The sequence below is a fragment of the Allobosea sp. genome, assembly GCF_030695125.1.
GTDB lineage: Bacteria > Pseudomonadota > Alphaproteobacteria > Rhizobiales > Beijerinckiaceae > Allobosea.
The window spans coordinates 291,419-315,029 of sequence record NZ_JAUYTP010000029.1 but is presented as its reverse complement, the minus strand read 5'-3'; the positions used below and the strand labels follow the sequence as shown (position 1 = coordinate 315,029).

The 23,611-nt window shown below is 67.8% G+C and carries 26 protein-coding genes; 10 read left to right on the top strand and 16 right to left on the bottom strand.

Annotated elements, in window-relative coordinates; all coding sequences use genetic code 11:
- Positions 1 to 5 precede the first annotated feature (5 nt).
- Positions 6 to 851 (bottom strand): nitrate ABC transporter permease, encoded by an 846-nt coding sequence (gene ntrB, locus Q8S38_RS09930; RefSeq protein ID WP_305680253.1) that lies wholly within the window; start codon positions 849 to 851, stop codon positions 6 to 8.
- A 163-nt stretch (positions 852 to 1,014) separates the two neighbouring features.
- Complete coding sequence (locus tag Q8S38_RS09925) at positions 1,015 to 2,391, bottom strand: CmpA/NrtA family ABC transporter substrate-binding protein (RefSeq protein WP_305680252.1); 1,377 nt, start codon at positions 2,389 to 2,391, stop codon at positions 1,015 to 1,017.
- Between the two features lie 232 nt (positions 2,392 to 2,623).
- Between Q8S38_RS09925 and Q8S38_RS09920 the strand changes: the two genes are divergently transcribed.
- From Q8S38_RS09920 to Q8S38_RS09905, 4 genes are all read left to right on the top strand, one after another.
- On the top strand, positions 2,624 to 4,492 hold the full coding sequence (locus tag Q8S38_RS09920) for a sigma 54-interacting transcriptional regulator (protein ID WP_305680509.1): 1,869 nt from the start codon (positions 2,624 to 2,626) through the stop codon (positions 4,490 to 4,492).
- A gap of 167 nt (positions 4,493 to 4,659) precedes the next feature.
- Positions 4,660 to 5,028 carry a DMT family transporter gene (locus Q8S38_RS09915; RefSeq protein ID WP_305680251.1) on the top strand — a complete coding sequence of 123 codons (369 nt, stop codon included), beginning with the start codon at positions 4,660 to 4,662 and terminating at the stop codon, positions 5,026 to 5,028.
- 130 nt (positions 5,029 to 5,158) lie between these two features.
- Positions 5,159 to 6,163 carry an NAD-dependent epimerase/dehydratase family protein gene (locus Q8S38_RS09910; RefSeq protein WP_305680250.1) on the top strand — a complete coding sequence of 335 codons (1,005 nt, stop codon included), beginning with the start codon at positions 5,159 to 5,161 and terminating at the stop codon, positions 6,161 to 6,163.
- Positions 6,160 to 7,605: an aspartate aminotransferase family protein gene (locus tag Q8S38_RS09905; protein ID WP_069056796.1), complete on the top strand. Its 1,446-nt coding sequence runs from the start codon at positions 6,160 to 6,162 to the stop codon at positions 7,603 to 7,605. Before Q8S38_RS09910 ends, Q8S38_RS09905 begins: the two co-directional genes overlap by 4 nt.
- A gap of 92 nt (positions 7,606 to 7,697) precedes the next feature.
- On the opposite strand, the gene Q8S38_RS09900 is transcribed toward Q8S38_RS09905, so the two are convergent.
- The gene (locus tag Q8S38_RS09900) at positions 7,698 to 7,940 is read right to left on the bottom strand and encodes a DUF2312 domain-containing protein (RefSeq protein ID WP_305680249.1); all 243 of its coding nucleotides are present in this window, start codon (positions 7,938 to 7,940) and stop codon (positions 7,698 to 7,700) included.
- Between the two features lie 322 nt (positions 7,941 to 8,262).
- Here Q8S38_RS09900 and Q8S38_RS09895 point away from each other — a divergent pair, with 322 nt between their 5' ends.
- Genes Q8S38_RS09895 through pyk form a run of 3 tightly spaced genes read left to right on the top strand, consistent with a single transcriptional unit; the run spans position 8,263 to position 11,455 of the window.
- Positions 8,263 to 9,540, top strand: coding sequence for a glycerate kinase type-2 family protein (locus Q8S38_RS09895; protein ID WP_305680248.1), 1,278 nt, complete (start codon positions 8,263 to 8,265; stop codon positions 9,538 to 9,540).
- 20 nt (positions 9,541 to 9,560) lie between these two features.
- Positions 9,561 to 10,004 carry a DUF1036 domain-containing protein gene (locus Q8S38_RS09890; protein WP_305680247.1) on the top strand — a complete coding sequence of 148 codons (444 nt, stop codon included), beginning with the start codon at positions 9,561 to 9,563 and terminating at the stop codon, positions 10,002 to 10,004.
- 11 nt (positions 10,005 to 10,015) lie between these two features.
- Entirely contained in the window at positions 10,016 to 11,455 is a 1,440-nt protein-coding gene (pyk, locus tag Q8S38_RS09885; RefSeq protein WP_305680246.1) for a pyruvate kinase, read from the top strand.
- Between the two features lie 3 nt (positions 11,456 to 11,458).
- Here the strand turns inward: pyk and Q8S38_RS09880 are convergent, their stop codons facing one another.
- The 8 genes from Q8S38_RS09880 to ykgO all read right to left on the bottom strand — a co-directional run bounded on the left by Q8S38_RS09880 (position 11,459) and on the right by ykgO (position 17,079).
- Complete coding sequence (locus tag Q8S38_RS09880) at positions 11,459 to 11,824, bottom strand: hypothetical protein (RefSeq protein WP_305680245.1); 366 nt, start codon at positions 11,822 to 11,824, stop codon at positions 11,459 to 11,461.
- 92 nt (positions 11,825 to 11,916) lie between these two features.
- Entirely contained in the window at positions 11,917 to 12,264 is a 348-nt protein-coding gene (locus tag Q8S38_RS09875) for a hypothetical protein (RefSeq protein WP_305680244.1), read from the bottom strand.
- Entirely contained in the window at positions 12,261 to 12,584 is a 324-nt protein-coding gene (locus tag Q8S38_RS09870; protein WP_305680243.1) for a hypothetical protein, read from the bottom strand. The genes Q8S38_RS09875 and Q8S38_RS09870 overlap by 4 nt, the downstream gene beginning before the upstream one ends.
- A 160-nt stretch (positions 12,585 to 12,744) precedes the next feature.
- Positions 12,745 to 14,700, bottom strand: coding sequence for a sodium:solute symporter family protein (locus Q8S38_RS09865; protein ID WP_305680242.1), 1,956 nt, complete (start codon positions 14,698 to 14,700; stop codon positions 12,745 to 12,747).
- A 13-nt stretch (positions 14,701 to 14,713) separates the two neighbouring features.
- Complete coding sequence (locus tag Q8S38_RS09860) at positions 14,714 to 14,974, bottom strand: DUF4212 domain-containing protein (RefSeq protein ID WP_305680241.1); 261 nt, start codon at positions 14,972 to 14,974, stop codon at positions 14,714 to 14,716.
- A gap of 167 nt (positions 14,975 to 15,141) precedes the next feature.
- The gene (locus Q8S38_RS09855; protein WP_305680240.1) at positions 15,142 to 16,116 is read right to left on the bottom strand and encodes an alpha/beta fold hydrolase; all 975 of its coding nucleotides are present in this window, start codon (positions 16,114 to 16,116) and stop codon (positions 15,142 to 15,144) included.
- A gap of 43 nt (positions 16,117 to 16,159) precedes the next feature.
- On the bottom strand, positions 16,160 to 16,801 hold the full coding sequence (locus Q8S38_RS09850; protein ID WP_305680239.1) for a tetratricopeptide repeat protein: 642 nt from the start codon (positions 16,799 to 16,801) through the stop codon (positions 16,160 to 16,162).
- Positions 16,802 to 16,953: 152 nt separating this feature from the next.
- Positions 16,954 to 17,079, bottom strand: a complete 126-nt coding sequence (gene ykgO, locus Q8S38_RS09845) for a type B 50S ribosomal protein L36 (RefSeq protein WP_038363015.1) — start codon at positions 17,077 to 17,079, stop codon at positions 16,954 to 16,956.
- Positions 17,080 to 17,388: 309 nt separating this feature from the next.
- On the opposite strand from ykgO, the gene Q8S38_RS09840 reads away from it, so the two are divergent.
- Positions 17,389 to 17,598, top strand: coding sequence for a hypothetical protein (locus Q8S38_RS09840; protein ID WP_305680238.1), 210 nt, complete (start codon positions 17,389 to 17,391; stop codon positions 17,596 to 17,598).
- A gap of 21 nt (positions 17,599 to 17,619) precedes the next feature.
- On the opposite strand, the gene obgE is transcribed toward Q8S38_RS09840, so the two are convergent.
- Together obgE and Q8S38_RS09830 are read right to left on the bottom strand one after the other, a co-directional pair.
- On the bottom strand, positions 17,620 to 18,663 hold the full coding sequence (gene obgE, locus Q8S38_RS09835; protein WP_305680237.1) for a GTPase ObgE: 1,044 nt from the start codon (positions 18,661 to 18,663) through the stop codon (positions 17,620 to 17,622).
- A 128-nt stretch (positions 18,664 to 18,791) separates the two neighbouring features.
- On the bottom strand, positions 18,792 to 19,658 hold the full coding sequence (locus Q8S38_RS09830; protein ID WP_305680236.1) for a LysR family transcriptional regulator: 867 nt from the start codon (positions 19,656 to 19,658) through the stop codon (positions 18,792 to 18,794).
- 250 nt (positions 19,659 to 19,908) lie between these two features.
- Between Q8S38_RS09830 and Q8S38_RS09825 the strand changes: the two genes are divergently transcribed.
- The gene (locus Q8S38_RS09825; protein WP_305680235.1) at positions 19,909 to 20,817 is read left to right on the top strand and encodes a DMT family transporter; all 909 of its coding nucleotides are present in this window, start codon (positions 19,909 to 19,911) and stop codon (positions 20,815 to 20,817) included.
- A 15-nt stretch (positions 20,818 to 20,832) separates the two neighbouring features.
- On the opposite strand, the gene Q8S38_RS09820 is transcribed toward Q8S38_RS09825, so the two are convergent.
- Positions 20,833 to 21,255, bottom strand: a complete 423-nt coding sequence (locus tag Q8S38_RS09820) for a RidA family protein (RefSeq protein ID WP_305680234.1) — start codon at positions 21,253 to 21,255, stop codon at positions 20,833 to 20,835.
- Positions 21,256 to 21,470: 215 nt separating this feature from the next.
- Between Q8S38_RS09820 and Q8S38_RS09815 the strand changes: the two genes are divergently transcribed.
- Positions 21,471 to 22,145: an AprI/Inh family metalloprotease inhibitor gene (locus Q8S38_RS09815; RefSeq protein WP_305680233.1), complete on the top strand. Its 675-nt coding sequence runs from the start codon at positions 21,471 to 21,473 to the stop codon at positions 22,143 to 22,145.
- A 12-nt stretch (positions 22,146 to 22,157) separates the two neighbouring features.
- Here the strand turns inward: Q8S38_RS09815 and Q8S38_RS09810 are convergent, their stop codons facing one another.
- Positions 22,158 to 22,772 (bottom strand): GNAT family N-acetyltransferase, encoded by a 615-nt coding sequence (locus Q8S38_RS09810; protein ID WP_305680232.1) that lies wholly within the window; start codon positions 22,770 to 22,772, stop codon positions 22,158 to 22,160.
- A 176-nt stretch (positions 22,773 to 22,948) separates the two neighbouring features.
- The gene (locus Q8S38_RS09805; RefSeq protein ID WP_305680231.1) at positions 22,949 to 23,557 is read right to left on the bottom strand and encodes a glutathione S-transferase family protein; all 609 of its coding nucleotides are present in this window, start codon (positions 23,555 to 23,557) and stop codon (positions 22,949 to 22,951) included.
- Positions 23,558 to 23,611 lie beyond the last annotated feature (54 nt).

Sequence of the window (23,611 nt, the reverse complement as noted above, 5' to 3'; positions counted from 1 at the left end):
TCGCCTCAATCCGGATAGGTGACGGCGCGCTGGAGGCGCGCGAGCGTCTGGTCCAGGATCATGCCCATCACGCCGATGACGGTGATGGCGACGATGACATTGGTGATCGAGAGGTTGTTCCACTCGTTCCAGACGAAATAGCCGATGCCGGTGCCGCCCACGAGCATCTCGGCGGCGACGATGACCAGCCAGGCGATGCCGATCGAGATGCGCATGCCGGTCAGGATCGTCGGTGCGGCGGCCGGCAGGATGATGGTAAAGGCGCGCCTGATCGGGCCGACCTCGAGCGTGCGGGCGACGTTGAGCCATTCCTTGCGCACGGCGGAGACGCCGAAGGCGGTGTTGAGCAGCATCGGCCAGACCGAGCAGATGAAGATCACGAAGATCGCCGAGACGCTGGAATCCTTGATCGTGTAGAGGGCGAGCGGCATCCAGGCGAGCGGGGAGATCGGTTTCAGGACCTGGATGAACGGGTCGAGCGCCCGGGAGATCAGTGGTGACATGCCGATCAGGAAGCCGAGCGGGATCGCCAGCAGCACGGCCAGCGCATAACCGAGCAGGACGCGCCCGAGCGAATAGGCGAGCTGGATGCCGAGACCCTTGTCGTTGGGGCCCTTGTCGTAGAACGGGTCGCGCAGGTGCCCCCAGATCGTCGCGGCGACGTCGAGCGGGCCGGGCATGGCCGATTTGCCCTGCGTGACCTGCTGGCCCATCAGCTTGGCGTATTCGGGGTCGATGTCAGCGGCTGCTCCACTGCCGCCCGACTGCACGGCAACATGCCAGGCGGCGAGGAAGACGACGAGGATCGCCAGCGAGAGTACCAGTGCGCGGATGTTGAGGGGGAGGGTCATGTCAGGACATCCGCCCCATGCGAGCCCTCATCCTGAGGAGCCGCGAAGCGGCGTCTCGAAGGATGGTTCAGAGCGCACTGGAGCATCCTTCGAGACGCGGACTGCGTCCGCTCCTCAGGATGAGGGCTGAGGGTCTGGGCCGATTTGGACAAGACGGCGCGCCTCACGTCCGCTTGATCGCGAAGCTCTTGATGTAGTCCTCCGGCTTGGTCGCATCGAAGGTCTTGCCCATCACGACGATGGTCTTCGAACCCGAGGCCGGCGGGGTGAGTCCGACCTCCTGCATCAGCCGCGCCGTGTCGGTCGCGAGGAAGACCTCCTTCGCCACCCGGGCATAGTCGACATCGCCCTTGATCTGGCCCCAGCGCTTCATCTGGGTGAGAATCCAGACGGCGAAACCCTCCCAGGGGAAGGGGTCGAAATCGATCCGCTTGGGGTCGCGCTTAATGTTGCCGAGCCCGTCCGCATAGGTCCCGGTCAGCACCTGCTCCACCACGGTGACCGGCTGGTTGAGGTAGTTTGCCGGCGCAATCGCCTCGGCGATTGCTTTCCGGTTCTCGGCCTTGGAGGCGAAGGCGGTCGCGTCGATGATCGCCTTCAGGAGCGCGGCATAGGTGTTCGGCGTCTGCGTCACGAACTCTCTGGAAGCCGCGAAGGCGCAGCAGGGATGCCCGTCCCAGATCTCCTTGGAGAGCATGTGGATGAAGCCGACGCCGTCGAAGACCGCGCGCTGGTTGACCGGATCGGGCGCGAGGAAGCCGTCGATGTTGTCGGCACGGAGGTTTGCGACCATCTCCGGCGGCGGCACGGCGCGGATCTGGACGTCCGTGTCGGGATCGATGCCGTTCTCGGCGAGATAGTAGCGCAGCAGGTAGTTGTGCATCGAATAGTCGAAGGGCACGGCGAATTTGAAGCCCTTCCAGGACTTCGGATCGCGCTTGTCCTTGTGCTTCATCGCCAGCGTGATGGCCTGGCCGTTGATGTTCTCGACCGCCGGCATCGTGTAGGGAATCGGGTTCGAGCCCGCGCCCATCGAGATCGCCAGCGGCATCGGCGAGAGCATGTGGGCGGCGTCGTATTCCTTGTTGATCGTCTTGTCGCGGATCACGGCCCAGCCGGCGGTCTTGATCACTTCGACGTTCAGGCCGTGCTTGGCGTAGAAGCCCATCGGCGAGGCCATGATGATCGGCGTCGCGCAGGTGATCGGGATGAAGCCGACCTTGAGGTCCTTCTTTTCCGGCACCGCCTGGGCGAAGGCCTCGGTGGCAGCTGCCAGCGGGAACAGGCTTGAGATCGCTGCCAGAGCTGTCGAGGCGCCGACCTGCTTCAGGAAGAAGCGGCGCTGCGCATCCTGTGGAAACAGCGCCCGCATCACGGCGTTCTCGACGACGCGCTGATAGCGCCCGTCCTCGCCGGCTGATACCTCGACAGCCTCGGCGCGAATCGCCCGTTCATGCGCGGATTGGCTCTCGTGCCGGCCGCAATCGCAGCCGCGGCGGATACGGCGGTCGGCGTCGAACGGGTTCTTGAACAAGGCCATGCGCGTGTCCTCCGGCTGATCGAGTGGGCGGCTGGTCGCTGCAAGCGGATTAGCAAGCGGCGGGCCAACCCGGCCGGCAGGCCTAGGGGCCGAAAAATCAGGGACTTAGCCGCACGGCGCGCTTGACGATATCTCGTGAATGACGAGAATTCGTGTTCCCGATAACGAAAACTCGTGAGCCGCCGTGACCGTTTCGCCCGCTCTCCCGCAGACGACCTGGCTGTTCGAGAGCATGATCGACGCCGCGCTGGCGGTGGATGTGACGACGGGCCGAATCCTGGCGGCCAATGAAGAGGCGCGGCGCCTGCTGACGCCGCCGGAGCGCGACCTCGTCGGCGCCTCGGTGCTATCCGTGTTTCCGGGCCAGGCGGCGGTGCTGACGGTCTTCACCGAAGCCGTGCTGCACAAGGGCCGCTACTGGACACGCTCGCTGTCGCCGCAGCGGGCCGATGGCGAGGCGCTCCATGCCGAGTGCATCGGTGCGCGGCTTCTGACCCAGCCCGATCCGTCGATCCTGTTGACGCTCTACGATCTTGAGGCGCGGCACCGGCGCGATCTCGACGCCGACGCGCAGGAGCATCTGCGCGCGGGTTTGACCGAATGGCGGCGCACCGAGCGGCTGTTCCAGGAGATCGAGCGCAGCAACCAGCTGATCCTGCGCGCGGCGGGCGAGGGCATCTTCGGCGTCAATGCGGAGGGGCGCACCACCTTCGTCAATCCGGCGGGCGAGGCGATGCTGGGCTGGGAGACGGGCGAGCTGATCGGGCGGGACATGCATGCCTGCGTGCATCACCACCGGCCCGACGGCACGCATTATCCGCATGAGCAATGCCCGATCTACGCCGCCTTCCGCGACGGGGCGGTCCACCATGTCGAGAACGAGATGTTCTTCCGCAAGGACGGCTCCGGCTTCTGGGTCGAGTACACCTCGACGCCGATCCGCGACCGCGGACGGCTGGTCGGGGCGGTGATCATCTTCCGCGACATCAGCCAGCGTCACGAGGCCGACGAGCGCCTGCGGGCGGCGCTGGCCGAGGTCGACAGCCTGCGCGAGCGGCTGCAGCAGGAGAACGCCTATCTGCAGGAGGAGATGCGGCTGGAGCGCAATCATCGCGGCGTCGTCGGGCGCTCGGGCGCGATCCAGAAGATCCTGAGCCAGGTCGATCTGGTGGCACGCACCGATGCGGCCGTGTTGATCACCGGCGAATCCGGCACCGGCAAGGAGCTGATCGCCAGCGCGATCCACGAGGCGAGCGCGCGCCATGTGCGGCCGCTGATCCGGGTGAACTGTGCCGCGATCCCGCGCGAACTCTTCGAGAGCGAGTTCTTCGGCCATGTGAAGGGGGCCTTCACCGGCGCACTGCGCGACCGCATCGGCCGCTTCGAACTGGCCGATGGCGGCACGCTCTTCCTCGACGAGGTCGGGGAGATCCCGCTCGAACTCCAGGGCAAGCTGCTGCGCGTGCTGCAGGAGGGGCAGTTCGAGCGCGTCGGCGAGGAGCGCACGCGCCATGTCGACGTGCGCATCATCGCGGCGACCAACAAGGATCTGCGGCGCGAGGTGCGGGAGGGGCGCTTCCGCGAGGATCTGTATTTCCGGCTCGACGTTTTCCCGATCGTCTCGGTGCCGCTGCGCGAGCGTCCAGAGGACATCCCGTTGCTGGCGCTGCATTTCCTAGGCGGGGCGCAGCGCAAGCTGAAGACGGAGGGGCTGAAACTGAGCGAGGGCGATGTCGCGCGGCTGCGCGGCTATGACTGGCCGGGCAATGTCCGCGAGTTGCAGAACGTCATCGAGCGCGCCGCAATCCTGGCCCGCAACGGGCGGCTCTTCATCGCCCTGCCCGAAGGCGGGCGCAACCCGGCCGCGACCCTGCCGCCGGCTCCTGCCGCGGGCGCGATCCTGACCGAAAGCGAGCGGCGCGAGCGCGATCGCATCAGCATCCTGGCGGCGCTGGAGAGCGCCGGCGGCAAGATCAGCGGCGCCAACGGAGCCGCCGCGATCCTCGGCCTGCCGCCGACGACGCTGGCCTCGCGCATCAAGACGCTGGGGATCTCGGTACGGGGACGGACCTGGATACAGGCCGGGCCGAGTCCGGAGTAGCCGCGGCTTTCCGGGATCGCGTCAGGATCATCTTAACGTTACGCCGAGGTAAGACCCTCAGCGCAACGCATTTGAAGTATTTTCCACGTCATCCAGAGGCCCAGCGAGACGCCTGCCGCCCGATGACTTTGGAAAAAGCGGATGACCTTGAAAAAGTTTATGCGCCGATGAACGCCTATATCCCCCTGATCCTGTTCACGGTGCTGACCAACGCCGCGGCGCAGCTCATGCTGAAGCGCGGCATGACCGGCGTGGGGACGCTCGACGTTCCCGGCGACGGGCTGATCGCGACCGTCTTCCGCGTGGTCTTCAACCCCTTCGTTTTTGCGGGTCTGTGCACCTTCGTCATCAGCATGGCCTCGCATCTGGTCGTGCTCTCGAAGGTCCAGATCTCCTACGCCTACCCGTTCCTGAGCCTCGCCTATGTCGTGGTCGCGGCCTACGCCTACTTCATCTTCAACGAGGACATGAGCGCGGCCCGGATCGCCGGCATCGGCTTCATCGTGCTCGGCACCATCTTCATCGCACAAAGCTGAGGGACATCATGGATCTGATCGTTCGCCTGTTCATGCGCCTCGGTGCCCTGCTGGAGCCCCAGCCGGTCCCCGTCCCCGTTCCGGTGCGCGCCCAGCGCCCGCGGCTGCCCCGTCGAGACGGAGAGCACGCGTGAAGCACATCATCATCGGCGGCGACGGCTTCGTCGGCTCGCATCTGGCGGCCGATCTTGCGGCCATGGGCGAGGAGGTGCTGGTCGCCGACATCGTCAAGAGCCCGCATCCGCACTATGCCAAGGTGCCGTTTCACCGCATCGACGTGACGGATGCGCAGAGCGTCGCCGGCATCCCGCTGCGCCAGGACGACCTCGTCTACAACCTCTCGGCCAAGATGCTTTCGCCGATCGTGACCCGCGCTGAGCGGCACGATTTCTTCTGGCCGGTGAACTATCACGGCACGCAGAACATCCTGAGCTGGATGGAGAAGGCAGGCGCCCACAAGCTCGTCCACTTCACCACCGACATGATCTACGGCCATTCGGTGACCGTGCCGCAGGACGAGACGCATCCCGCCAAGCCGCTCGGCGAATATGGCGAGAGCAAGCTCGCGACCGAGACGCTGGCCCAGACCTATCGCGACCGCGGGTTCCAGATCCCGATCTTCCGCCCGCGGCTGATCATCGGGCCGGGGCGGCTCGGCATCCTCGTCAAGCTGTTCAAGCTGATCGACCTCAACCTGCCGGTGCCGATGATCGGGTCCGGCAAGAACCCTTATCAGTTCATCTCGGTGTTCGACTGCGCCAGCGCCTGCGTCGCGGCCTGGAAGGCGGATTTCCCGAACTCGGCCTACAATCTCGGCTCGGACGATCCGCCGCCGGTGAAGAAGCTGCTCGGCGACCTGATCAGGCATGCCGGCTCGAAGTCGATCCTGCTGCCGACCCCGGCGCCGCTGGTGAAGCTGACGCTGAACGCACTCGATGCGATCAACATGCCGATCATGGACCCCGAGCAGTACATGATCGCCGACGAGATCTGCATCCTCGACACCTCCAAGGCCAAGCGCGAGCTGGGCTGGAAGCCGCTGCACCGCGACGAGGACATGCTGCTCGCCGCCTACACCGAATATCGCCGGGCCAAAGCGCCCTCCCAGCAAGCGCCCAGGAGTGTCGCCGCATGAGCATGCCCGCTTTCAAGACCGACGACATGGCCACGCCGGCCCGCCCGAAGCTGTACAGCGTCGAGGAGGCCAAGCAGCTCGACGTGCAGACGGTGAAGGAGCTCTTCACCAGCCATATCAACCCGGGCCAGGTGCATTTCCTGAAGCTGCTCGGCTTCGACAAGATCCTCGTCGATCGCGCCGAGGGCATGCACTACATCACCAAGGACGGCCGCAAGATCCTCGATTTCTTCGGCGGGTTCTGCTCGGTCGCCTTCGGCCACAACCACCCGCGCATCGTCGCGGCCCGGAAGAGATTCCAGGACGAGAACCGCCATGAGATCTGCATGGCGTTCATGTCGCAATACGCCTCGGCGCTGGCGGCCAATCTCGCCGCGATCTCGCCCGGCGATCTCGACATGGTCTTCCTCGGCTCGACCGGCTCGGAGGCCATGGAGGCCGCACTGAAGGTCGCGGAGCAGGCGCAGGGGCCGGGCAAGTCCAAGATCCTGCACGCCGCGAACTCCTTCCACGGCAAGACCAAGGGCGTGCTCTCGGTCACGGATTCGACGCTCTACCAGTCGCAGTTCAAGCTGGTCGAGAACCGGGTCAAGGTGCCCTTCGGCGACATCGAGGCGGTGCGCCAGGCGCTGGAGAGCGACCCGTCGATCGGCATCGTCGTGATGGAGACGATCCAGGGCGGCGGCGGCATCATCGAGGCGCCGCTCGGCTTCTGGCGCGAATTGCGGGCGCTCTGCGACAAGCATGGCGTGCTCTGGGTCGCCGACGAGGTGCAGTGCGGTCTCGGGCGCACCGGCCAGTTCTTTGCCTTCGAGCGCGACGGGGTGGTGCCGGACGTGACCGCGCTCGCCAAGGCGCTCGGCGGCTCGAAGGCCGCGATGGGCGCGATGATCGCCCGCCGCGAGCTCTACATGAAGGCCTATGGCAAGCCGAAGACCGCGCTGATCCATGCCCAGGCGACGTTCGGCGGCATGGGCGAGGCCTGCGTCTCCGCGATCGAGGCACTCAACGTGCTCTATGAGGAAGACCTCATGGGCAATGCGCAGCGCCAGGGCGACTACCTGATCGAGCGGCTCAACGCGCTGCGGGTCAAGTATCCGAGCCTGCTCAAGGAAATCCGCGGGCGCGGCCTGATGATCGGCGTCGAGTTCCAGGACATCAGCGAGACCATGCCCTTCGGGCTCAAGCACATGGTCGCGCTGCTCGACGACAAGCTGAAGGGCTCGCTCTGCGGCTTCATCGGGGCGCTGCTGCTGAAGGACTACGACGTGCTCGTCGCCTTTACCGAGTACAACCGCAACGTCATCCGGCTCGAGCCGCCGCTGATCGCGACGCGCGAGGATTGCGACACCTTCATCAACGCGCTGGACGACCTGCTCTCGCGCGGCATCACCCGCATCGTCACGGATTACCTGCGCAAGGTCGCGGTTTCGAAGGGCTGAGGCCTTTCGCCTCCGCGCCGGCCTTCAAAACGAGAAACGCCCGCCCCGGGAGACCGGGGCGGGCGTTTCAATTCTTACGAAGGGTGGGTCGCTCAGGCGCTCTCGCCGACCGCCTGGAGGTAGAGGTCGAGGATCGCCTCCTCCTCGGCGCGCTCGTTGGCGTCGCGCTTGCGGATGGCGATGACCTTTCTGAGCACCTTGACGTCGTAGCCGTTGCCCTTGGCCTCGGCGTAGACCTCCTTGATGTCGTCGGCGATGGTCTTCTTCTCTTCCTCGAGACGCTCGATGCGCTCCACGATGCTCTTGAGCTGGTCGCCCTGAACCGGATCGTCCATCTGATGTCCTTCTCGATGATGCCGTCAAAACTGCGGTGGGGAGATTTGGCCGGAGGGTTCGCACCGCCCGGGCCCCGGCGTCAAGCCGCAAGCGGCCGATCGCAGCCAACTCTCAACAGCCCGATGCGGCAGACCCCCGGTCGGCGCCGCAGGATTCGGGCCGGAGGGCGGGGCGGTTTCATAAGTATGATTATTGCCGCAAAACCCTGATGACGCCGGGCGCGCCGCCGCCTAGAAGAATCGGCCTGCGGTCGATCCGGTCGACGCGATCATGGGGCATGAAGGGGCGGCCTTGCAGCGAGACAGCGACCAGATCCAGCGGATGCGCGCTGAAGCCCGGGCCGTGTTCGACGCGGCCGTGGCGCGTGCTCACCCGGCCGGCTGCCTGCCGGCGCATCTGCCTCCGGCACCCGACGCCGGCCGTCTGATCCTGCTCGCTGCGGGCAAGGCTGCGGGCAGCATGACAGCGCTGGCCGAGGCGCATTATCTCGATGCGGGGTTCCCGGCCGAGCGGCTGGTCGGCCACGCCGTCGCACGGCATGGCTACGAGGCGAAAACCCGCCAGATCCCGATGGTCGCGGCCGGCCATCCGGTGCCCGACCAGGGCAGCATCGACAGCGCCGCGCGCGCGCTCGAACTCGCCGCCTCCGCCACGGCTGAGGATCTCGTGCTCGTGCTGCTCTCGGGCGGCGGCTCGGCGAACTGGGTCGCGCCGGCCGGCGCCCTTACGCTTGCCGAGAAGCAGGCGGTCAACAAGGCGCTGCTGCGCTCGGGCGCGCCGATCGGCGAGATGAACATCGTCCGCAAGCGGCTGTCGCGGATCAAGGGCGGGCGGCTGGCGCTGGCCGCGGCGCCGGCCCAGCTTTTGACGCTCGCCATCTCCGACGTGCCCCAGGACGAGCCGACGGCGATCGCGTCGGGCCCGACGGTTCCCGATCCGACGACGCTGCACCAGGCCCGCGCCATCGTCGCGCGCTATGGCCTGGATCTCCCGGCCGCGGCCCGCGCGCTGCTGGACGATGAGACCAGCGAGACGCCCAAGTCCGGCCATGACGCCTTTGCCCGCACCACGTTCAGGATCATCGCCCGCCCGAGCGAGGCGATTGCGGCAGCGCATGCCGCCGCCGAAGCGGCGGGCTATGCGGTTCTCGATCTCGGCGCCGACCTCGAAGGGGAAGCGCGCGAGGTGGCGGCTGAGCATGCCGAGCGCGCGCTGGCGCTGCAGCGCGCCGGCCAGCGGGCGGCGATCCTGTCGGGTGGGGAGCTCACCGTGACGCTGCGCGGCAGCGGCCGCGGCGGGCCCAACCAGGAATATGCGCTGGCGCTGGCGATCGCACTGGGCGGCGCGCCGGGCATCGTCGCGCTGTCGGGGGACACGGACGGCACCGATGGCGGCGGCGGCGAGGCGAGCGACCCGGCCGGCGCGATTATCGACGCGACGACGCTGGCACGCGCCGGGGCGCGCGGCCTTGATCCCGCCCGATCGCTCGCCGACAACGATTCGACCGGCTTCTTCGAGGGGCTGGGCGACCTGCTGCAGACCGGTCCGACGCTGACCAATGTCAACGATTGCCGCATCATCCTGATCGAACCCCGCTGACCGACCGATCGAACCTGACGATGAACCGCAACCACCGCTCGATCCTGCGCCTCGTCTTGCTGGCCGCCGGCCTGCTCGCGGGAGCGGCTCCGGCCTTCGCCGATCTGCGCATGTGCAACACCACGCCCAGCCGCGTCGGCGTCGCGATTGGCTATCGCGACGCGCAGGGCTGGATCACCGAAGGCTGGTGGAACATCGGCCCGCGCGCCTGCGAGACGCTGCTGCGAGGCACGCTCGCCGCGCGCTTCTATTACGTCCACGCGGTCGATTACGACCGTGGCGGCGAATGGACCGGCAAATCCGTCATGTGTACCCGCAACAAGGAATTCACGATTCGCGGGATAGAAGACTGTCTGGCGCGGGGTTACGACCGCGCCGGCTTCTTCGAGGTCGATACCGGCGAACAGAAGAGCTGGACGATCCAGCTCACCGACACCACCGGCGGCGCGCCCGCACGGCCCTGAGGGAACCATCCATGAAGCGCGAGCGCCGCATCAAGATCATCGCCACACTGGGGCCCGCCTCCTCGACCCCCGAGATGTGCGCGAAGCTGTTCCAGGCCGGCGTCGATGTCTTCCGCATCAATATGAGCCATACGCAGAAGGAGACGCTGCCGGAGAAGGTGGCGATGCTGCGCGCGCTGGAGACGCAGTTCCGGCGGCCGGTCGGCATCCTCGCCGATCTGCAGGGGCCCAAGCTGCGCGTCGGTGCCTTCGGCGGCGATGGCGGGGTGACGCTGGAGAACGGCGCCCGCTTCACGCTCGATTCCGATCCCGCGCCCGGGACGCTGAAGCGCGTGCATCTGCCCCATCCCGAGATCCTGAGCGCGCTCGAGCCGGGCCACACGCTGATCCTCGACGACGGCAAGCTGCGCCTCATCGTCGAGAAGGCGAGCCCGACGGAAGCCCTGACCCGCGTCGTCGTCGGCGGCCGGCTGTCCTCGCGCAAGGGCGTCAGCCTGCCCGACACCACCATCGCCGTCTCGGCCATGACCGACAAGGATCGCTCGGATGCGGAAGCCGCGGCCGAGGCGGGGGTCGACTGGATCGCCTTGTCCTTCGTGCAGCGGCCCGAGGACATGGCCGATCTGCGCAAGATCGTGCGCGGCCGGGCGCTGGCGCTCGCCAAGATCGAGAAGCCGCAGGCGCTGATCCGCCTGGAGGAGATCATCGACGCGTCGGATGCGATCATGGTGGCGCGCGGCGATCTCGGCGTCGAGATGCCGCTGGAGAAGGTGCCGGGCACGCAAAAGCGCATCACCCGGATGTGCCGCCGGAAGGGCAAGCCCGTCGTGGTCGCCACGCAGATGCTCGAGAGCATGATCACCAGCCCGGTGCCGACGCGGGCGGAAGTCTCCGACGTCGCCACCGCCGTGTTCGAGGGCGCCGATGCGGTGATGCTCTCGGCCGAGAGTGCGGCGGGCCAGTTCCCGATCGAGGCGGTGTCGATGATGAACCGCATCGCCGAGGAGGTGGAGAGCGAATCGGTCTATCGCTCGATCCTCGAGGCCCAGCGCGCCGAGCCGGAGGCGACCGGTGCCGACGCGATCGCCAAGGCGGCCCATGAGATCGCCGATACGCTGAAGCTCAAGGTCATCGCCGCCTGGACCTCCTCGGGCTCGACCGCCTTCCGCATCGCGCGCGAGCGGCCGAACTCGACCGTGATCGCGCTGACGCCCAACCGCGCCACGGCGCGCCAGCTGACACTGGTCTGGGGCGTTCATTCGGTGGTGACGAAGGATGCCAGCGACGTCGACGACATGGCCTCGCGCGCCTGCAAATTCGCCGTGCGCGAGAAATTCGCCAAGCTCGGCGACCGCATCATCGTCGTGGCCGGCGTGCCGTTCGGAACGCCCGGCGCCACCAACATGGTCCGCATCGCCTTCGTGGCGAAGGAGCATGTCGAGAAGGCCTGAGGATCACTCCGGCAGCACAAAGGACCCCAGGAAGCAGAGCACGCCGCCGAGCCAGAAATACAAGGCGAAGCGCCTGTAGACCTCGCTCAGGCAGCGGCCGATCAACTGCTGGGCGAATTCGGCGCGCGGACGCTCCTCGGGCGACAGCAGGATCCAGAGCTCGGTGCGCTGATAGGGCCGCGCGACGGAGAGGTCGGCCTTGACCGCGAGGATGGCGGCGGTCGCCATCATCAGGATGGCGCCGCTCTCCATTGCCACATCCGGGTAGCCCGCCAGCCCGACCATGAAACAGGCGATGGCGAGGCCGGCAAAGCCGCAGCCGCGCGAGACGGACAACAGCGCCAGCTCCCGCACGCGTGATGGGTCCATGTCGTTGCCTTCTCCCGAACGGGAGGAAGGCTAAAACGGCGCGCCGGCGCGCGACACCACAAAATCGCGTGATCGTCGCGCGCGCAGTCGCGTCAGGCGGGGCGGGCCGTCATCTGCAGCAGGGTCGGGATCGTCAGCAGCATGATGCCGCCGAGCCAGATCCACATCGAGGTCGCGTTGCTGGTCTCCAGACCCTTGCCGCGCTCGTAGATCGCGGCCGGGATGCCGCCGATGGCGAGCGTCAGGGCCGAGATGAAGAGCGAGGTGAAGTAGAAGATCAACAGCGGCGAGGAGATGAAGAAGCCCGGCGCGAACTGCTTCATCAGGATAAAGACGGGGTCGAAATAGGCCGAGAAATGCATGCCGTTGAGCAGCGACATGCCGGCGATGCCGATGACGATGCCGTCCCGGCGGAGAATGTCCTCGCGATCGTCAGTCATGGCTTGGGCGCCCCCACGATGGTCGGCAGCCAGCCCGCGGCGGCGAAGCCGATGAAGAGCACCATGCGGATGAAGAGCAGCCAGACGAAGGCGAGCAGGATCACGATGCGCTCATGCACCGCGCCGGGCGTGACGATCTTCACGGCGGCGATCGCGGGCTGGGTGATTTGCCGGAAGGTCTTCCAGATCACCTTCTGGCTGTCGTCGGGAAAGACGAGCGACAGCAGGAAGCGGCCCAGCAGCGTGTACATCAGCGCCGCGAGCGCGAGATTGGGAGCCTGATAGAGCCAGAACAGGCCCTGGCTGTCGACATCGGCCATTCAGGATTCATCCTTGCTTTTGTCGAGATCGGCTCTGCCTGTGCCCGACATCGGCAGGGCAGGCAAGCGTGCGATTCGCGCGTTCACAAAAAAGGGGGCGGACCGTGGTCCGCCCCCGAAGAGGAGGGACCGCGGGCGGCGAGCGCCCGCGGTTCCAGGCTCACTTCTCGATCATCACCGGGGCGCCGCGCGGCTGACGGATGTCGTCGATGAAGTCCTGCAGCTCCTTGTTGGGCGCCGTGGTGAACTTCGAGACGATGTACATCGTCAGGAAGCCGATCGGCATGCCGAACAGGCCGGCCGAGATGTTGGCGACGTTGAAGTAGCCGACCCGCGAGGCGAGCGGATGGTTGATCGCCACCCAGCCCTGCTCGAAGATCTGCGGCTGCTCCGCCTTGAGCTTGGCGATGTCGACGAGCGCCGCCCCGGTGATCGGGTGGACGTTCGAATACATGCCGAGCACATTGACGCCGAAGCCCGGGAAGTAGCGGGTCACGACGAGGTAGATCAGCGTCGCCAGGAAGCCGGCCCAGATGCCCGCCACGGCCGCGGCCGCGGTGGTCTTCTTCGACCAGATGCCCATGACCAGCGCCGGGAACAGCCCCGCGGCGGCCAGGGAGAAGGCCCAGGCGACCATCGCGACGATGTCGGCCGGGCGGTGCGAAGCCACCCAGGCGGCGATCAGCGCGACCAGGATCAGAATGACGCGGGCGATGACGAGCTTCCTCGCCACCGGCGCGTTCTTGTTGATCATCCTGGCATAGACGTCATGCGAGAGCGCGTTTGCGATCGCCAGCAGCAGGCCGTCGGCGGTCGAGAGCGCCGCCGCGAGGCCGCCGGCGGCGACGAGGCCGGAGACGACATAGGGCAGGCCCGCGATCTCGGGCGTCGCGATCACGATCGCGTCCGCCTGGATGGTGAAGTTGGCGAGCTGCAGGATGCCGGTATGGCCGGCGATCTTGCCGCAGGCTGCGGTGATGGTGGCGAGGTCGACGGCGTTGGTGCCGCAGACCTGGATCAGGCCGATCTTGCCGTAGCTGTAGAGCCAGCCCGGCAGTTCGCCCAGAGGCTTGCCGATGACGTTGGTGAACACTTCGAGCTTCGCGAAGGCGGCATAGGCCGGCGCCGTGAAGTACAGGATGAAGATGAACAGCAGCGTCCAGGCGACCGAATTGCGCGCCTCACGCACGGACGGCGTGGTGAAGTAGCGCATCAGGACGTGCGGCAGCGAGGCCGTGCCGACCATCAGGCAGAGCACGAGGGCGAAGAAGTTCAGGGGGTCGTAGCGAGCGAAGGGCACGGAATGAGAGGCCGCCGCCGAGACGCCGAGCGCCGCTTCCCTGATCTGGATCTCGGAGAGAACCGTGCCGTAGGTGAGCTGCGGGATCGGGATGCCGAACTTCTGGGTCGAAAGGATCACCACCGGGATGAGATAGGCGATGATCAGCACGATGTACTGCGCGACCTGCGTCCAGGTGACGGCGCGCATGCCGCCGAGCATGGAGCAGACGAGGATGCCGACGAGACCGACGAAGACCGCGACCTCGAAGCTCATCCCGAGCAGACGCGCGCCGATCAGGCCGGTGCCGACGATCTGCGCCACCACATAGGTGAAGGAGCAGCTCATCAGCACGACGATGCCGGCGATGCGCGCGGCATTGCCGCCGAAGCGGAAGGCCAGGAAGTCGGGCACCGTGTAGCAGCCGAACTTGCGCAGATAAGGCGCAATCAGCGTCGCCACCAGCACATAGCCGCCGGTCCAGCCCAGGATGAAGGCCAGCCCGTCATAGCCGAGCAGATAGAGCGTGCCGGCCATGCCGATGAAGGAGGCGGCCGACATCCAGTCCGCCGCGGTCGCCATGCCGTTGTAGAAGGACGGCACCTTGCGGCCGGCGACGTAGTATTCGTCGACCTGCATGGTGCGCGACATGATGCCGATGGCGGCATAGACGCCGATGGTGAAGGCGACGAAGAGATAGCCGAGAATGTGGTTGGGAACGCCAGCGCGCTCCAGAACCCCGATGAAGATGACGAATGCGACGAAACCGCCCGTGTAGACGCCGTAGACGCGTCCCAGATTGGCGGTGAAATCGCCTTTTTGTGCTCCTGCCGACATGATCTCGTTCCCCTCAATCGTCTTCGGCCATGCCGTATTTGCGGTCCACCTTGTCCTGGGCCTTGGCGAACCAGAACAGCTGGGCAACGAATACGATCAGGGAACCCTGGGCGGCCATGTAGAAGCCCATCGGGAAGCCGGCGATCTTCACGCCGTTGAGCGCGGGCGCGAACATGTGAATGAAGAAGGCGAAAAACGCCCAGATCCCCAGCATGATGTAGGTCAGGCGCTGGGTCTCGGCCCAATGGGCTTTGATCTTGTCGTCTGGTGGCATGGACGTTCCCCCGTTATGACGTGCGTATACGTCTCTGGCCCCGTGCCGGCAGGGCGCGGGGGTGGCGTCGCTACGTCAGACTTGCAATTAAACGCGGGGTAAGGTGTGATAATCCGGCAGCCGCGAGAAGGACGACAAAAGTCTTATGACTTAAGTCGCAGGGCGGCTCAGGGCCCCGCGAGGCTCGCCAGGCCCGAGCGCGGCCCGACCATCTGATCGATCGCATCCACCACGATTTCGGGCGCCGCGTGGTGCGGCATGTGGCCGACGCCGGGCAGGAGCACGAAGCGGCCCTGCGGCGCCTGTCGCGCGATCGCGGCCGAGTGGATGGTCGGCGAGACGATCGCGTCGCTGTCGCCGGTGATCGCCACCACCGGCACGGTCAGTTCGCGATAGCGCGGCGCCTGCGCGCTGACGAAGTCGAGGGTCGCGGCAATGTCCTGCGAATTGGCGCGGAAGGTCGCCGGGCGCAACAGCAGCTCAATCTCGCCCCGCTGGAGATAGCCCGGCGTGACCGGCCGCGGCGCGAACACGCTCTGCGCGCCGGGCTCCAGCATCTGGCTGGCGGCGGGGACCCCGACGAGCCGGGCGAAGGCCGGTCCCACCAGCGGCCAGACCGTCAGATGGTGATACCAGGCGATGCCGCCGGGCCAGGGATGGGTGACCGCGCCGAGCAGCACCAGCCCGCGCAGCCGCTGCGGATGGTCGAGCGCGATCCGGGTCGAGGCGGCCCCGGCCAGTGAGTGTGCCACCAGGACGAAGCGCTCGGGCGCGATCACGTCGAGCCCCTGCATGAGCGTGGCCGCCTGGCGCGCCGGATCGGCCATCGCATCGCCCTCGATCCGGTCGCTCCAGCCATGGCCAGGCCGGTCGAGCGCGACGATGCGGTAATGGGCGAGATCGGGGCCGAGCGCCGCCAGCAGATCGGCATGGTTCGAGGAGGCGCCGTGGATGAGCACGACCGTCCCGCGTGCTTCGCCCGCGGGCTTGGTTTCGCGGTAATGCAGCCGGCCGCCGGTGACTGCGACGAAGCTGCCGGTCGGCGGGTGACGCTGCGCCACCTGGGCGCCGAGCCATTCGGACCAGAGGTACAGGCCGGCGAGGACGAGCACAAAGACGGCGAGCAGGACGCGGGTCAGCATGCTCCTCCTACGTGGCAGACCCGCCTTCGGTTCTGCGACGCCGTCACGCGTCGCGGCCGTCGACCTCGATCTTGAGCGAATCGACCGCGCTCCTGACGGCCTCCAGTTGCGGATAGACCTCGAGCGCCCGGCGATAGGCGACCATGGCGCGCTTGTCGTCGCCCTGCTGGCGCAGGATGGTGCCGAGCCCCATCATCGCCCCGTAATGGCGCGGCTCGCGCTTCAGCGCCTCGCCGATGTCGAGCATCGAGCGGATCGGGTCGCCGGCGAGGAACAGCGCATTGGCGCGCTGGTTCCAGGCTTCCGCCCAGTCCGGCTCCAGGCTGATCACGCGGTCGAGCAATTCGATGGCGAGATCGAGCTGCTTGCCCTTCATCGCCGTCTGGGCGCGTGTCATCAGCAGGTCGGCTGTGGGGGAATTCGAGCGCGCCCAGCGACGCTGGATCAGATTGGCGACGCCCTTCGCCTCTTCCGGCGTCTTGGCGGCGGCCAGTCGCTCGAACAGCTTCTCCAGGGTCGCGGCAGGCCCGCGCATGGTGCCAGGCGTCGCGGCCGGGGTGTCGTCCTTGTCAGCGGGCGCCACGGCGCCGGGGCGCTGCGGCGGCGCGCTCTGCGCCTGCGCCGGACCAGCGGGAAGGAGAGCCGCCAGCAGAAGCGCTGCGGACAACGGGCGTGCGATCATCATGGCGCAACTCTAGCCGGCCGCACGCAGGCGTCAATTCACCGGGGGATCACGTCTCGGCGAGAGGCCCATAACAAAAAGGCGGGTGCGCCCCAGGGCGCCCCGCTGATTGCCGTCCACAAGACGAAGCTGGCGGCCGAAAGGCCGCCGCAGCCTCAGCCTTGGCGCGCCTTGAAGCGCTTCTGGACCTTGTTGATGATGTAGACGCGGCCCTTGCGGCGCACGAGCTGGTTGTCGCGATGGCGGGCGCGGAGCGACTTCAGCGAATTGCGGATCTTCATGGTCTCAACTCCATCGATCCGCCCCGACGGGGCGAACCGGTCAAAAACGAAAGCGTGCCGAACGAAACCAGCCCAATACCAAGCGACGACGCGAACCGGGCGACCGGCCCTCATCGACCACGCGAATGCTGCGGCTGATGCGATGCCGGCTGTATACGGATTTCTGCGGAGATCGCAAGGCCAATGGTCGCGCGGCGGTATGAAATTCGCGACTCCGCGCGTCGATCACGCGGCCGGTGGGGTGCCCGACGGAACCATCGACCCGGCCGCCCGTTCTCAACCCATTCTCACGCTGGACCGTTCAAAACCATGAAGCTCTCGACCCTGGGCCTGCTGGCCGCCTGCACCTTCGCGCTCGGCGCCTGCGGCAACACCACCGATCAACGCATCGGCGGCGCGGCCGCCGGCGCCGGAACGGGCGCGCTCGTCGCGGGCCCTGTCGGCGCCGTCGTCGGTGGCGCGGTCGGGGCGGTCAGCGCGCCGACCGTCGTGCGCACGACCCGTCGCGCCACGCGCTGACAGGCGTCGGGCTGGCGGTCCTCAGGGCCGCCAGCCGATGTCCTCGGCCGGCGCGTTCTGGCGCGCCTCGTCCTTGCGGGCCTCCTCGACATAGGTGAAGAGGGCGCGCAAGGCTGCCTCGACGCCTTCGCCCGACGCCGACGACAGGACGATCGGCATGCGCTTGGCGGCGCGCTTGAGCCGCGCGATCTGCTCCTTCAGCAGCTCCGGCGAGAGCGCATCGACCTTCGACAGCGCCACGATCTCGGGCTTCTCTGCGAGCCCCTCGCCGTAGAGCGCGAGCTCGTTGCGGACGGTCTTATAGGCCTTGCCAGCGTGCTCGCTGGTACCCTCGACCAGATGCAGCAGCACGCGGCAGCGCTCGACATGGCCGAGGAAGCGGTCGCCGAGGCCATGGCCCTCATGGGCGCCCTCGATCAGGCCGGGAATGTCGGCCAGCACCATCTCGCGCCCGTCGACCCGCACCACGCCGAGCCCCGGATGCAGGGTCGTGAAGGGATAGTCGGCGATCTTGGGCTTGGCGGCGGTGACGGTCGCCAGGAAGGTCGATTTTCCGGCGTTGGGCAGGCCGATCAGCCCGGCATCCGCAATCAGCTTCAGCCGCAGCCAGACCCAGCGTTCCTCGCCGACCAGCCCGGGATTGGCATGGCGCGGCGCCTGGTTGGTCGCCGTCTTGAAATAGGCGTTGCCGAAGCCGCCATTGCCGCCCTTGCACAGGACGAAGCGCTGGCCGGGCTCGGTCAAATCGGCGACCAGTGTCTCGCCGTCCTCGTCGAAGATCTGCGTGCCCGGCGGGACCTTTAGGATCTTGGTCTCGCCATTGGCGCCGTGCCGGTCGGCGCCCATGCCGTGGCCGCCGATCTTGGCCTTGAAATGCTGCTGGAAGCGGAAATCGATCAGGGTGTTCAGGCCCTGCACGCATTCGATGATGACATCGCCGCCGCGCCCGCCGTCGCCGCCATTGGGCCCGCCGAACTCGATGAATTTTTCACGGCGGAAGGAGACGCAGCCGGCGCCGCCGTCTCCCGCCTTCACATAGATCTTGGCCTGGTCGAGGAATTTCATGGGCTCTCAGTAGTGATCGCGGGGGCAAAGGGCAATGCGGCGCGTCATGCTCGGGCGCAGACCCGCGCATCTCGGGCCGGAGATTCTCGGGTCTGCGCTCCGCTCCGCCCGAGAATGACGGGCGCGCCTCACGCCGCCAGCCGCGGCGCCGCCATCTCCTCGCGCAGCGCATCGGCGAAGCGGCGCGCCGCCAGCCCGGGCTGCGGGCCCATGATCAGCCCGACCGAGAGCTCGAACAGCGCCGGCAGCCCCTCCGCCGGGCCCAGCCGTCGCGCCGTCGGCGGCACGGCGCTCTCGGTGACGGCGGTGACGCAGAATCCGGCCTCGACCGCCGACAGCATGCCCGAGGTGTGCGAGCAGGAAAAGACGAGGCGATGGTCGGTCCCGGCCTCCGCCAGCGCCGCCAGCAGGCGCGGACGCACGCGGCACCCCTCCGAGAACAGCGCCAGCGGCAGGGGCTCCTGCAATTCCGGCCGGTGGCCGCGCGCCGCGATCCAGACGACCGGCTCGCGCCTGACGACCTCGCCGACCGGGCGCCTGGGGTCCTGCGTCACCACCGCGAGATCGAATTCGCCGGCCATGACGGCGGGCTCGATTCGCTTCGACAGGTCGCAATGGAGCTCCAGCTCGACCCGGGGATGCTCGGCGGCGAAGCGCGCGATCAGCGGCCGCAGGAAGGCGTCGACATAGTCGTCGGGAATGCCGATCCGCAGGCGCCCGGAGGTGCCGCTGCCGCCGAGATCGTCGAGCGCCTCGCGCTGGATCGCGAGCAGGCGCCGTGCATGGGCGAGCAGCCGCTCGCCGGCCGGCGTCGGGACCACGCCGCGGCGCGAACGCTCGAGCAGCCGGTGGCCGAGCTGGTTTTCGAGATCCTGGATGCGGACGGAGATCGCCGATTGCGTGCGGCCGAGCCGCGCGCCGGCCGCCGTGAAGCCGCCGCTCTCGACCACCGCCACCAGCATGTCGAGCGCCGCCAGATCGAAATGCACGGACATGGCAGGGTCTCCGTCGATCGGATTCAAGAATGGTTAAATCAGAATAATCCGTTTTTCCGATGGATGGGAACGGGGTAGAGCGATCCTGGTCACGCACCATCCTCAGCCCTCATCCTGAGGAGCGGCCGAAAGGCCGCGTCTCGAAGGATGCTCCAGTAATCTTCGGAGCCTCCTGGACCATCCTTCGAGACGGCCGCAAGGGCGGCCTCCTCAGGATGAGGGCTCGCAACGGTCACATCAGGTCCCATCCATGTCCGCCCCCGCGACCGCCCTGCCAGCCCCGACCGCGCCAGCGCTCGCGATGTTCCTCGCGCTGCTCACGGGCGCGACCTGCATCGGCTTCTCGGGCGTGTTCGTGCGCTTCGCCGATGTCGGGCCGGCGGCAGCCGGGTTCTGGCGGATGATCTTCGCCCTGCCGGTGCTCGCCCTGTGGATGGCGCTGGAGCGGCGGCGGCCGGGTCGCCCGAGCGCGGCCGCCGGCGCATGGCTGCCGATCGTGCTGGCGGGCCTCGCCTTCGGCGTCGATGTCGTTCTCTACAATGCCGCGCTCGGCTTCACGACGATCGCCAACGCCTCGCTGCTCGGCAATCTCTCGCCGGTGGCGGTGGTGCTGGGCGGCTGGCTTCTGTTCGCCGAGCGGCCGAGCCGGCGCATCCTCGGCGCGCTGGCGCTCGCGATCGGCGGCGCGCTGATGCTGGTCCTGCCGAAACTGGCCGGCTCGGCGGCGGCCGTGCCCGGCAGCCTGTTCGGGGACAGCCTGGCCGTCGGCGCCGCGCTGTCCTATGCCGCCTACATCATGGCCGTCCGCCGCGCCCGGGACAGGGCCGAGGCGGGCCGCATCAGCCTGATTTCCAGCGCGATCTGCGCGGTCTTCTGTCTGGTCGCTGCGCTGGCGCTGGGCGAGACGATCCTGCCTTCGAGCCTGCAGGGCTGGCTCGCGGTGATCGCGCTCGGCCTCGTCTCCCACGCGCTGGGCCAGGGCCTGATCACCCTGTCGCTCGGCCAGTACGGCGCCAGCGCGGCCTCGCTCGTCATGGTCTGGCCGGCGCTCGTCTCGGTGCTCGCCGCCTGGGCGATCTTCGGCGAACAGCCCTCGCCGGCGCAGGCTTTCGGCGGCATCGCGATTCTCGCCGCCGTGCTAATGGTCCGCAAGGGCTGACCATCGAGGTTGGGGTTAAACCGCTGCCGCGAGGATCTCGATCTCGACCTTGAAGGCCGGCAGGGTAAAGCCCGAGACGATCATCAGCGTCGAGGCGGGCGGGGGCGTGCCGACATGGGCGTCACGCGATTCCATGTAGCCCTTCATATAAGCGCGGTCGGTGACATAGGCGTTGATGCGGACGATATCGGCCAGCGTCATGCCGGCCTCGGCCAGGATCGCGGCGATGTTGGCGAAACAGAGATCGGCCTGCGCCCGCGCATCCTCGGGGATCGCGCCATCGGCCGCGATCCCCAGCTGACCCGAGCAGGCGACCAGCCGGTGTCCGGCCGGCACTTCGACGCCGTGGCTGTAGCGCGCGAAGGGCTTGGCGATCGAGGCCGGCGCGAGCGCGGTCAGGGTCGGGCGGGGGGGGGCGGGGTTCGGGGCGGGCGGCATCGGCTGCAGCTTCTCCTGTCTGGCGGCCGATTATGCGCCGTGGCGCGGCCGGGAACCAGATCGATCGCGGCGGGTTCGCAACCGACGCCGTAAGGCCACTGGACGCGCGGCACAGAGATGCTCATGTCACGTTCAGCGAAATACGTTAGATTCGCCTGCTTCCCGCGCCGCAAGCGGCAGGCCTGCACCGCATGATCGATCGGAACCGACGCCTCATGACCAAGAAGACCGCGACCATGGCCATGACCCTGAAAGCCATCGGCCTGCTGCCGCTGCTGGCGCTGACCGCCTGCGCCGGCTCCCAGCGTTTCGGCGGCCCCGCGCCGCAAGCCTTCGGCCAGCCGGGCCTGCCGTCCTCGCCGCCGATCACCTCCGCCCCGGTGACGTCCGAGCCGCTGCCGCCGCCGGGGGGCTATCCGGTGGCGTCGGCCCAGCCCGGCGCGCTGCCCGCGCCGCAGGATCCCTATTACAACCCCGCCCCCGGCATGCCGCAGGAGACGCCGCCGCCAGCCGCGCCGCAGCCGACCGAAGTGCCGACCTTGCGGGGCGGTAGCGGCCAGATCGCGACGCTCGGCGCCGGGTCGAGCCCGGCGCGGCCCGCAGTGTCGTCCCGCGATGGTGTGATCGGCAACTGGACCGCCAAGGAGGCGACGGGGAGTTCCTGCCGCGTGCAATTGTCGAGTGCGCCGGCGCTCGACCTCTACCGCGCCAACGCCTCGGGCTGCTCCAACCGCGATCTGCAGCGGGTCACCGCCTGGGATTATCGCGATGGCGAGGTCTATCTCTATCAGCAGGGCGGCACGGTCGTGGCCCGGTTGCGCACCAGCGGCGGGGGCGCGATGGACGGCGCCGTGACGAAATCGGGCGCGGCGCTCTCGCTCAGCCGGTAAGCCGCCAGCGGCTCACGCACCCATCGAGCGCCCGAAGAATGCCGGCCGCCAGAAGCGCCGCTGCAGCGACAGCGCCAGCGCCGCAAAGCCCCGCGCCGTGTCGAAGGCTTCGTCCAGGATCGTGAAGGGTGTCGGGCCGCCGGTGGCGATCACGCCCTCGACATCGGCATAACCGCCGGCGAGATCAGCCTCGTATTTGCGCGCGAGCCGACGCATCGCCGCGTTCTCGGGCAGGCAGGTCATGTAGAGCGTACGGATGCCGCGGTTGCGGGCGGCCGTGATCAGCCGGCCAAACAGCGTTCCGCCGATGCCGCGCCGGCGCCAGCCGCTCTCGACGCTGAAGGCGGCTTCGCCGGTTTGCGCGACGATGTCCTCCAGTCCGCGCAATTCGGCGGCGCCGCGCACCGCGCCATCCTCGATATAGGCATAGACCAGCCCGCCGACGCCGAAGGTGGTGACGGCGTAGTTTTCGAGGAAGCCGTCATTGACGGCCGTGCCGAAGCGCTCGCGACGGGTGATGTCGTCGAGTCTCAGCAGATGCGCCTTGAAGAGGTCGCGTTCCGCGGGCCAGAGCCGGCGGACTTCACCGTGGCCGGACGTTGCGCCGGCTTTTTTGGAACGAGCCAATTGTCATCTCCTGCTGTCAGCGCTGGGTGCGCGGGACCGACCAGGAGGCGATTCTTCCCTAACTCACCCCGGAAATCGCGTCTTCAGCGCCCGATTGCAAGAGGGGCCGGGTGCCGGAACTGCGGCAATTTTCGGCATGGTGAACGCGAAACGGCCGATGTCGGCGTTCTGGACCGCTATTCCCGGTCGATCGGCCAGTGCTTGAAGACGTCGAGCGCCTCGCAGGTGCGCGCCTGTTCCGCCAGGGCCGGCCAGCGCTCGGCGGGGGCGAAGTCGGGGATCACGAAGCGGCAGAAGCCCCAGGCGATCGTGGCAGCGATGTCGCTGGGCAGCAATTCGGGACCGGCCGCGATTTGGCCGCCCAGGGCTGCTTCATCGAGCAGGTCGAGTGCAGTGTGGAGCTGGGCCACGATCCGTTCCTGCCAGGGCGCATGGCGCTGGCCTTCTGGCCTCTTGCGCTCGTATTCGATCGCGACCGCCTTGTCGGCCGCGACGATGCCGATGCCGGTCAGCGACAGGTCCCGTATCCGCGCGCTGGCCTCGACCGGGCGCAGCGAGCGGCCGGCGAGATCCTCGAAATGCTGGATGATGAGCAGGGATTCGCTGATCACCGTGCCGTCGTCCGTCACAAGGCTCGGCGCCTTGATCAGCGGGTTGATCGCCCGAAATTCGTCCATGTGCCGGAAGACCGAGACCGAGCGGTGCTCGAATTCCACCCCCAGCAGGGTGCCCGTGACCGCGGCGCGGCGGACATAGGGGCTATCGAGCATTCCCACGAGCAGCATCGGCGGTCTCCGTCCGGGCAGGCCGCAGAGTGCCGGGGCGGCTGCGCAAAGCCA

What these genes read in the sequence shown, in the direction of transcription:
- Q8S38_RS09855 (WP_305680240.1), bottom strand. Translation starts at nt 16,116, where the DNA reads ATGCTGACCCGCGTCCTGCTCGCCGTCTTTGTGCTCGTCCTCGCCGGC.
- ntrB (WP_305680253.1), bottom strand. Translation starts at nt 851, where the DNA reads ATGACCCTCCCCCTCAACATCCGCGCACTGGTACTCTCGCTGGCGATC.
- Q8S38_RS09895 (WP_305680248.1), top strand. Translation starts at nt 8,263, where the DNA reads ATGCGCGCTGAAGCCCGGGCCGTGTTCGACGCGGCCGTGGCGCGTGCT.
- Q8S38_RS09820 (WP_305680234.1), bottom strand. Translation starts at nt 21,255, where the DNA reads ATGCCGCCCGCCCCGAACCCCGCCCCCCCCCGCCCGACCCTGACCGCG.
- Q8S38_RS09925 (WP_305680252.1), bottom strand. Translation starts at nt 2,391, where the DNA reads ATGGCCTTGTTCAAGAACCCGTTCGACGCCGACCGCCGTATCCGCCGC.
- Q8S38_RS09880 (WP_305680245.1), bottom strand. Translation starts at nt 11,824, where the DNA reads ATGGACCCATCACGCGTGCGGGAGCTGGCGCTGTTGTCCGTCTCGCGC.
- ykgO (WP_038363015.1), bottom strand. Translation starts at nt 17,079, where the DNA reads ATGAAGATCCGCAATTCGCTGAAGTCGCTCCGCGCCCGCCATCGCGAC.
- Q8S38_RS09865 (WP_305680242.1), bottom strand. Translation starts at nt 14,700, where the DNA reads ATGTCGGCAGGAGCACAAAAAGGCGATTTCACCGCCAATCTGGGACGC.
- Q8S38_RS09920 (WP_305680509.1), top strand. Translation starts at nt 2,624, where the DNA reads ATGATCGACGCCGCGCTGGCGGTGGATGTGACGACGGGCCGAATCCTG.
- Q8S38_RS09830 (WP_305680236.1), bottom strand. Translation starts at nt 19,658, where the DNA reads ATGTCCGTGCATTTCGATCTGGCGGCGCTCGACATGCTGGTGGCGGTG.
- Q8S38_RS09905 (WP_069056796.1), top strand. Translation starts at nt 6,160, where the DNA reads ATGAGCATGCCCGCTTTCAAGACCGACGACATGGCCACGCCGGCCCGC.
- Q8S38_RS09875 (WP_305680244.1), bottom strand. Translation starts at nt 12,264, where the DNA reads ATGACTGACGATCGCGAGGACATTCTCCGCCGGGACGGCATCGTCATC.
- Q8S38_RS09825 (WP_305680235.1), top strand. Translation starts at nt 19,909, where the DNA reads ATGTCCGCCCCCGCGACCGCCCTGCCAGCCCCGACCGCGCCAGCGCTC.
- Q8S38_RS09815 (WP_305680233.1), top strand. Translation starts at nt 21,471, where the DNA reads ATGACCAAGAAGACCGCGACCATGGCCATGACCCTGAAAGCCATCGGC.
- Q8S38_RS09890 (WP_305680247.1), top strand. Translation starts at nt 9,561, where the DNA reads ATGAACCGCAACCACCGCTCGATCCTGCGCCTCGTCTTGCTGGCCGCC.
- Q8S38_RS09915 (WP_305680251.1), top strand. Translation starts at nt 4,660, where the DNA reads ATGAACGCCTATATCCCCCTGATCCTGTTCACGGTGCTGACCAACGCC.
- Q8S38_RS09850 (WP_305680239.1), bottom strand. Translation starts at nt 16,801, where the DNA reads ATGATGATCGCACGCCCGTTGTCCGCAGCGCTTCTGCTGGCGGCTCTC.
- Q8S38_RS09870 (WP_305680243.1), bottom strand. Translation starts at nt 12,584, where the DNA reads ATGGCCGATGTCGACAGCCAGGGCCTGTTCTGGCTCTATCAGGCTCCC.
- Q8S38_RS09860 (WP_305680241.1), bottom strand. Translation starts at nt 14,974, where the DNA reads ATGCCACCAGACGACAAGATCAAAGCCCATTGGGCCGAGACCCAGCGC.
- obgE (WP_305680237.1), bottom strand. Translation starts at nt 18,663, where the DNA reads ATGAAATTCCTCGACCAGGCCAAGATCTATGTGAAGGCGGGAGACGGC.
- Q8S38_RS09900 (WP_305680249.1), bottom strand. Translation starts at nt 7,940, where the DNA reads ATGGACGATCCGGTTCAGGGCGACCAGCTCAAGAGCATCGTGGAGCGC.
- Q8S38_RS09805 (WP_305680231.1), bottom strand. Translation starts at nt 23,557, where the DNA reads ATGCTGCTCGTGGGAATGCTCGATAGCCCCTATGTCCGCCGCGCCGCG.
- pyk (WP_305680246.1), top strand. Translation starts at nt 10,016, where the DNA reads ATGAAGCGCGAGCGCCGCATCAAGATCATCGCCACACTGGGGCCCGCC.
- Q8S38_RS09840 (WP_305680238.1), top strand. Translation starts at nt 17,389, where the DNA reads ATGAAGCTCTCGACCCTGGGCCTGCTGGCCGCCTGCACCTTCGCGCTC.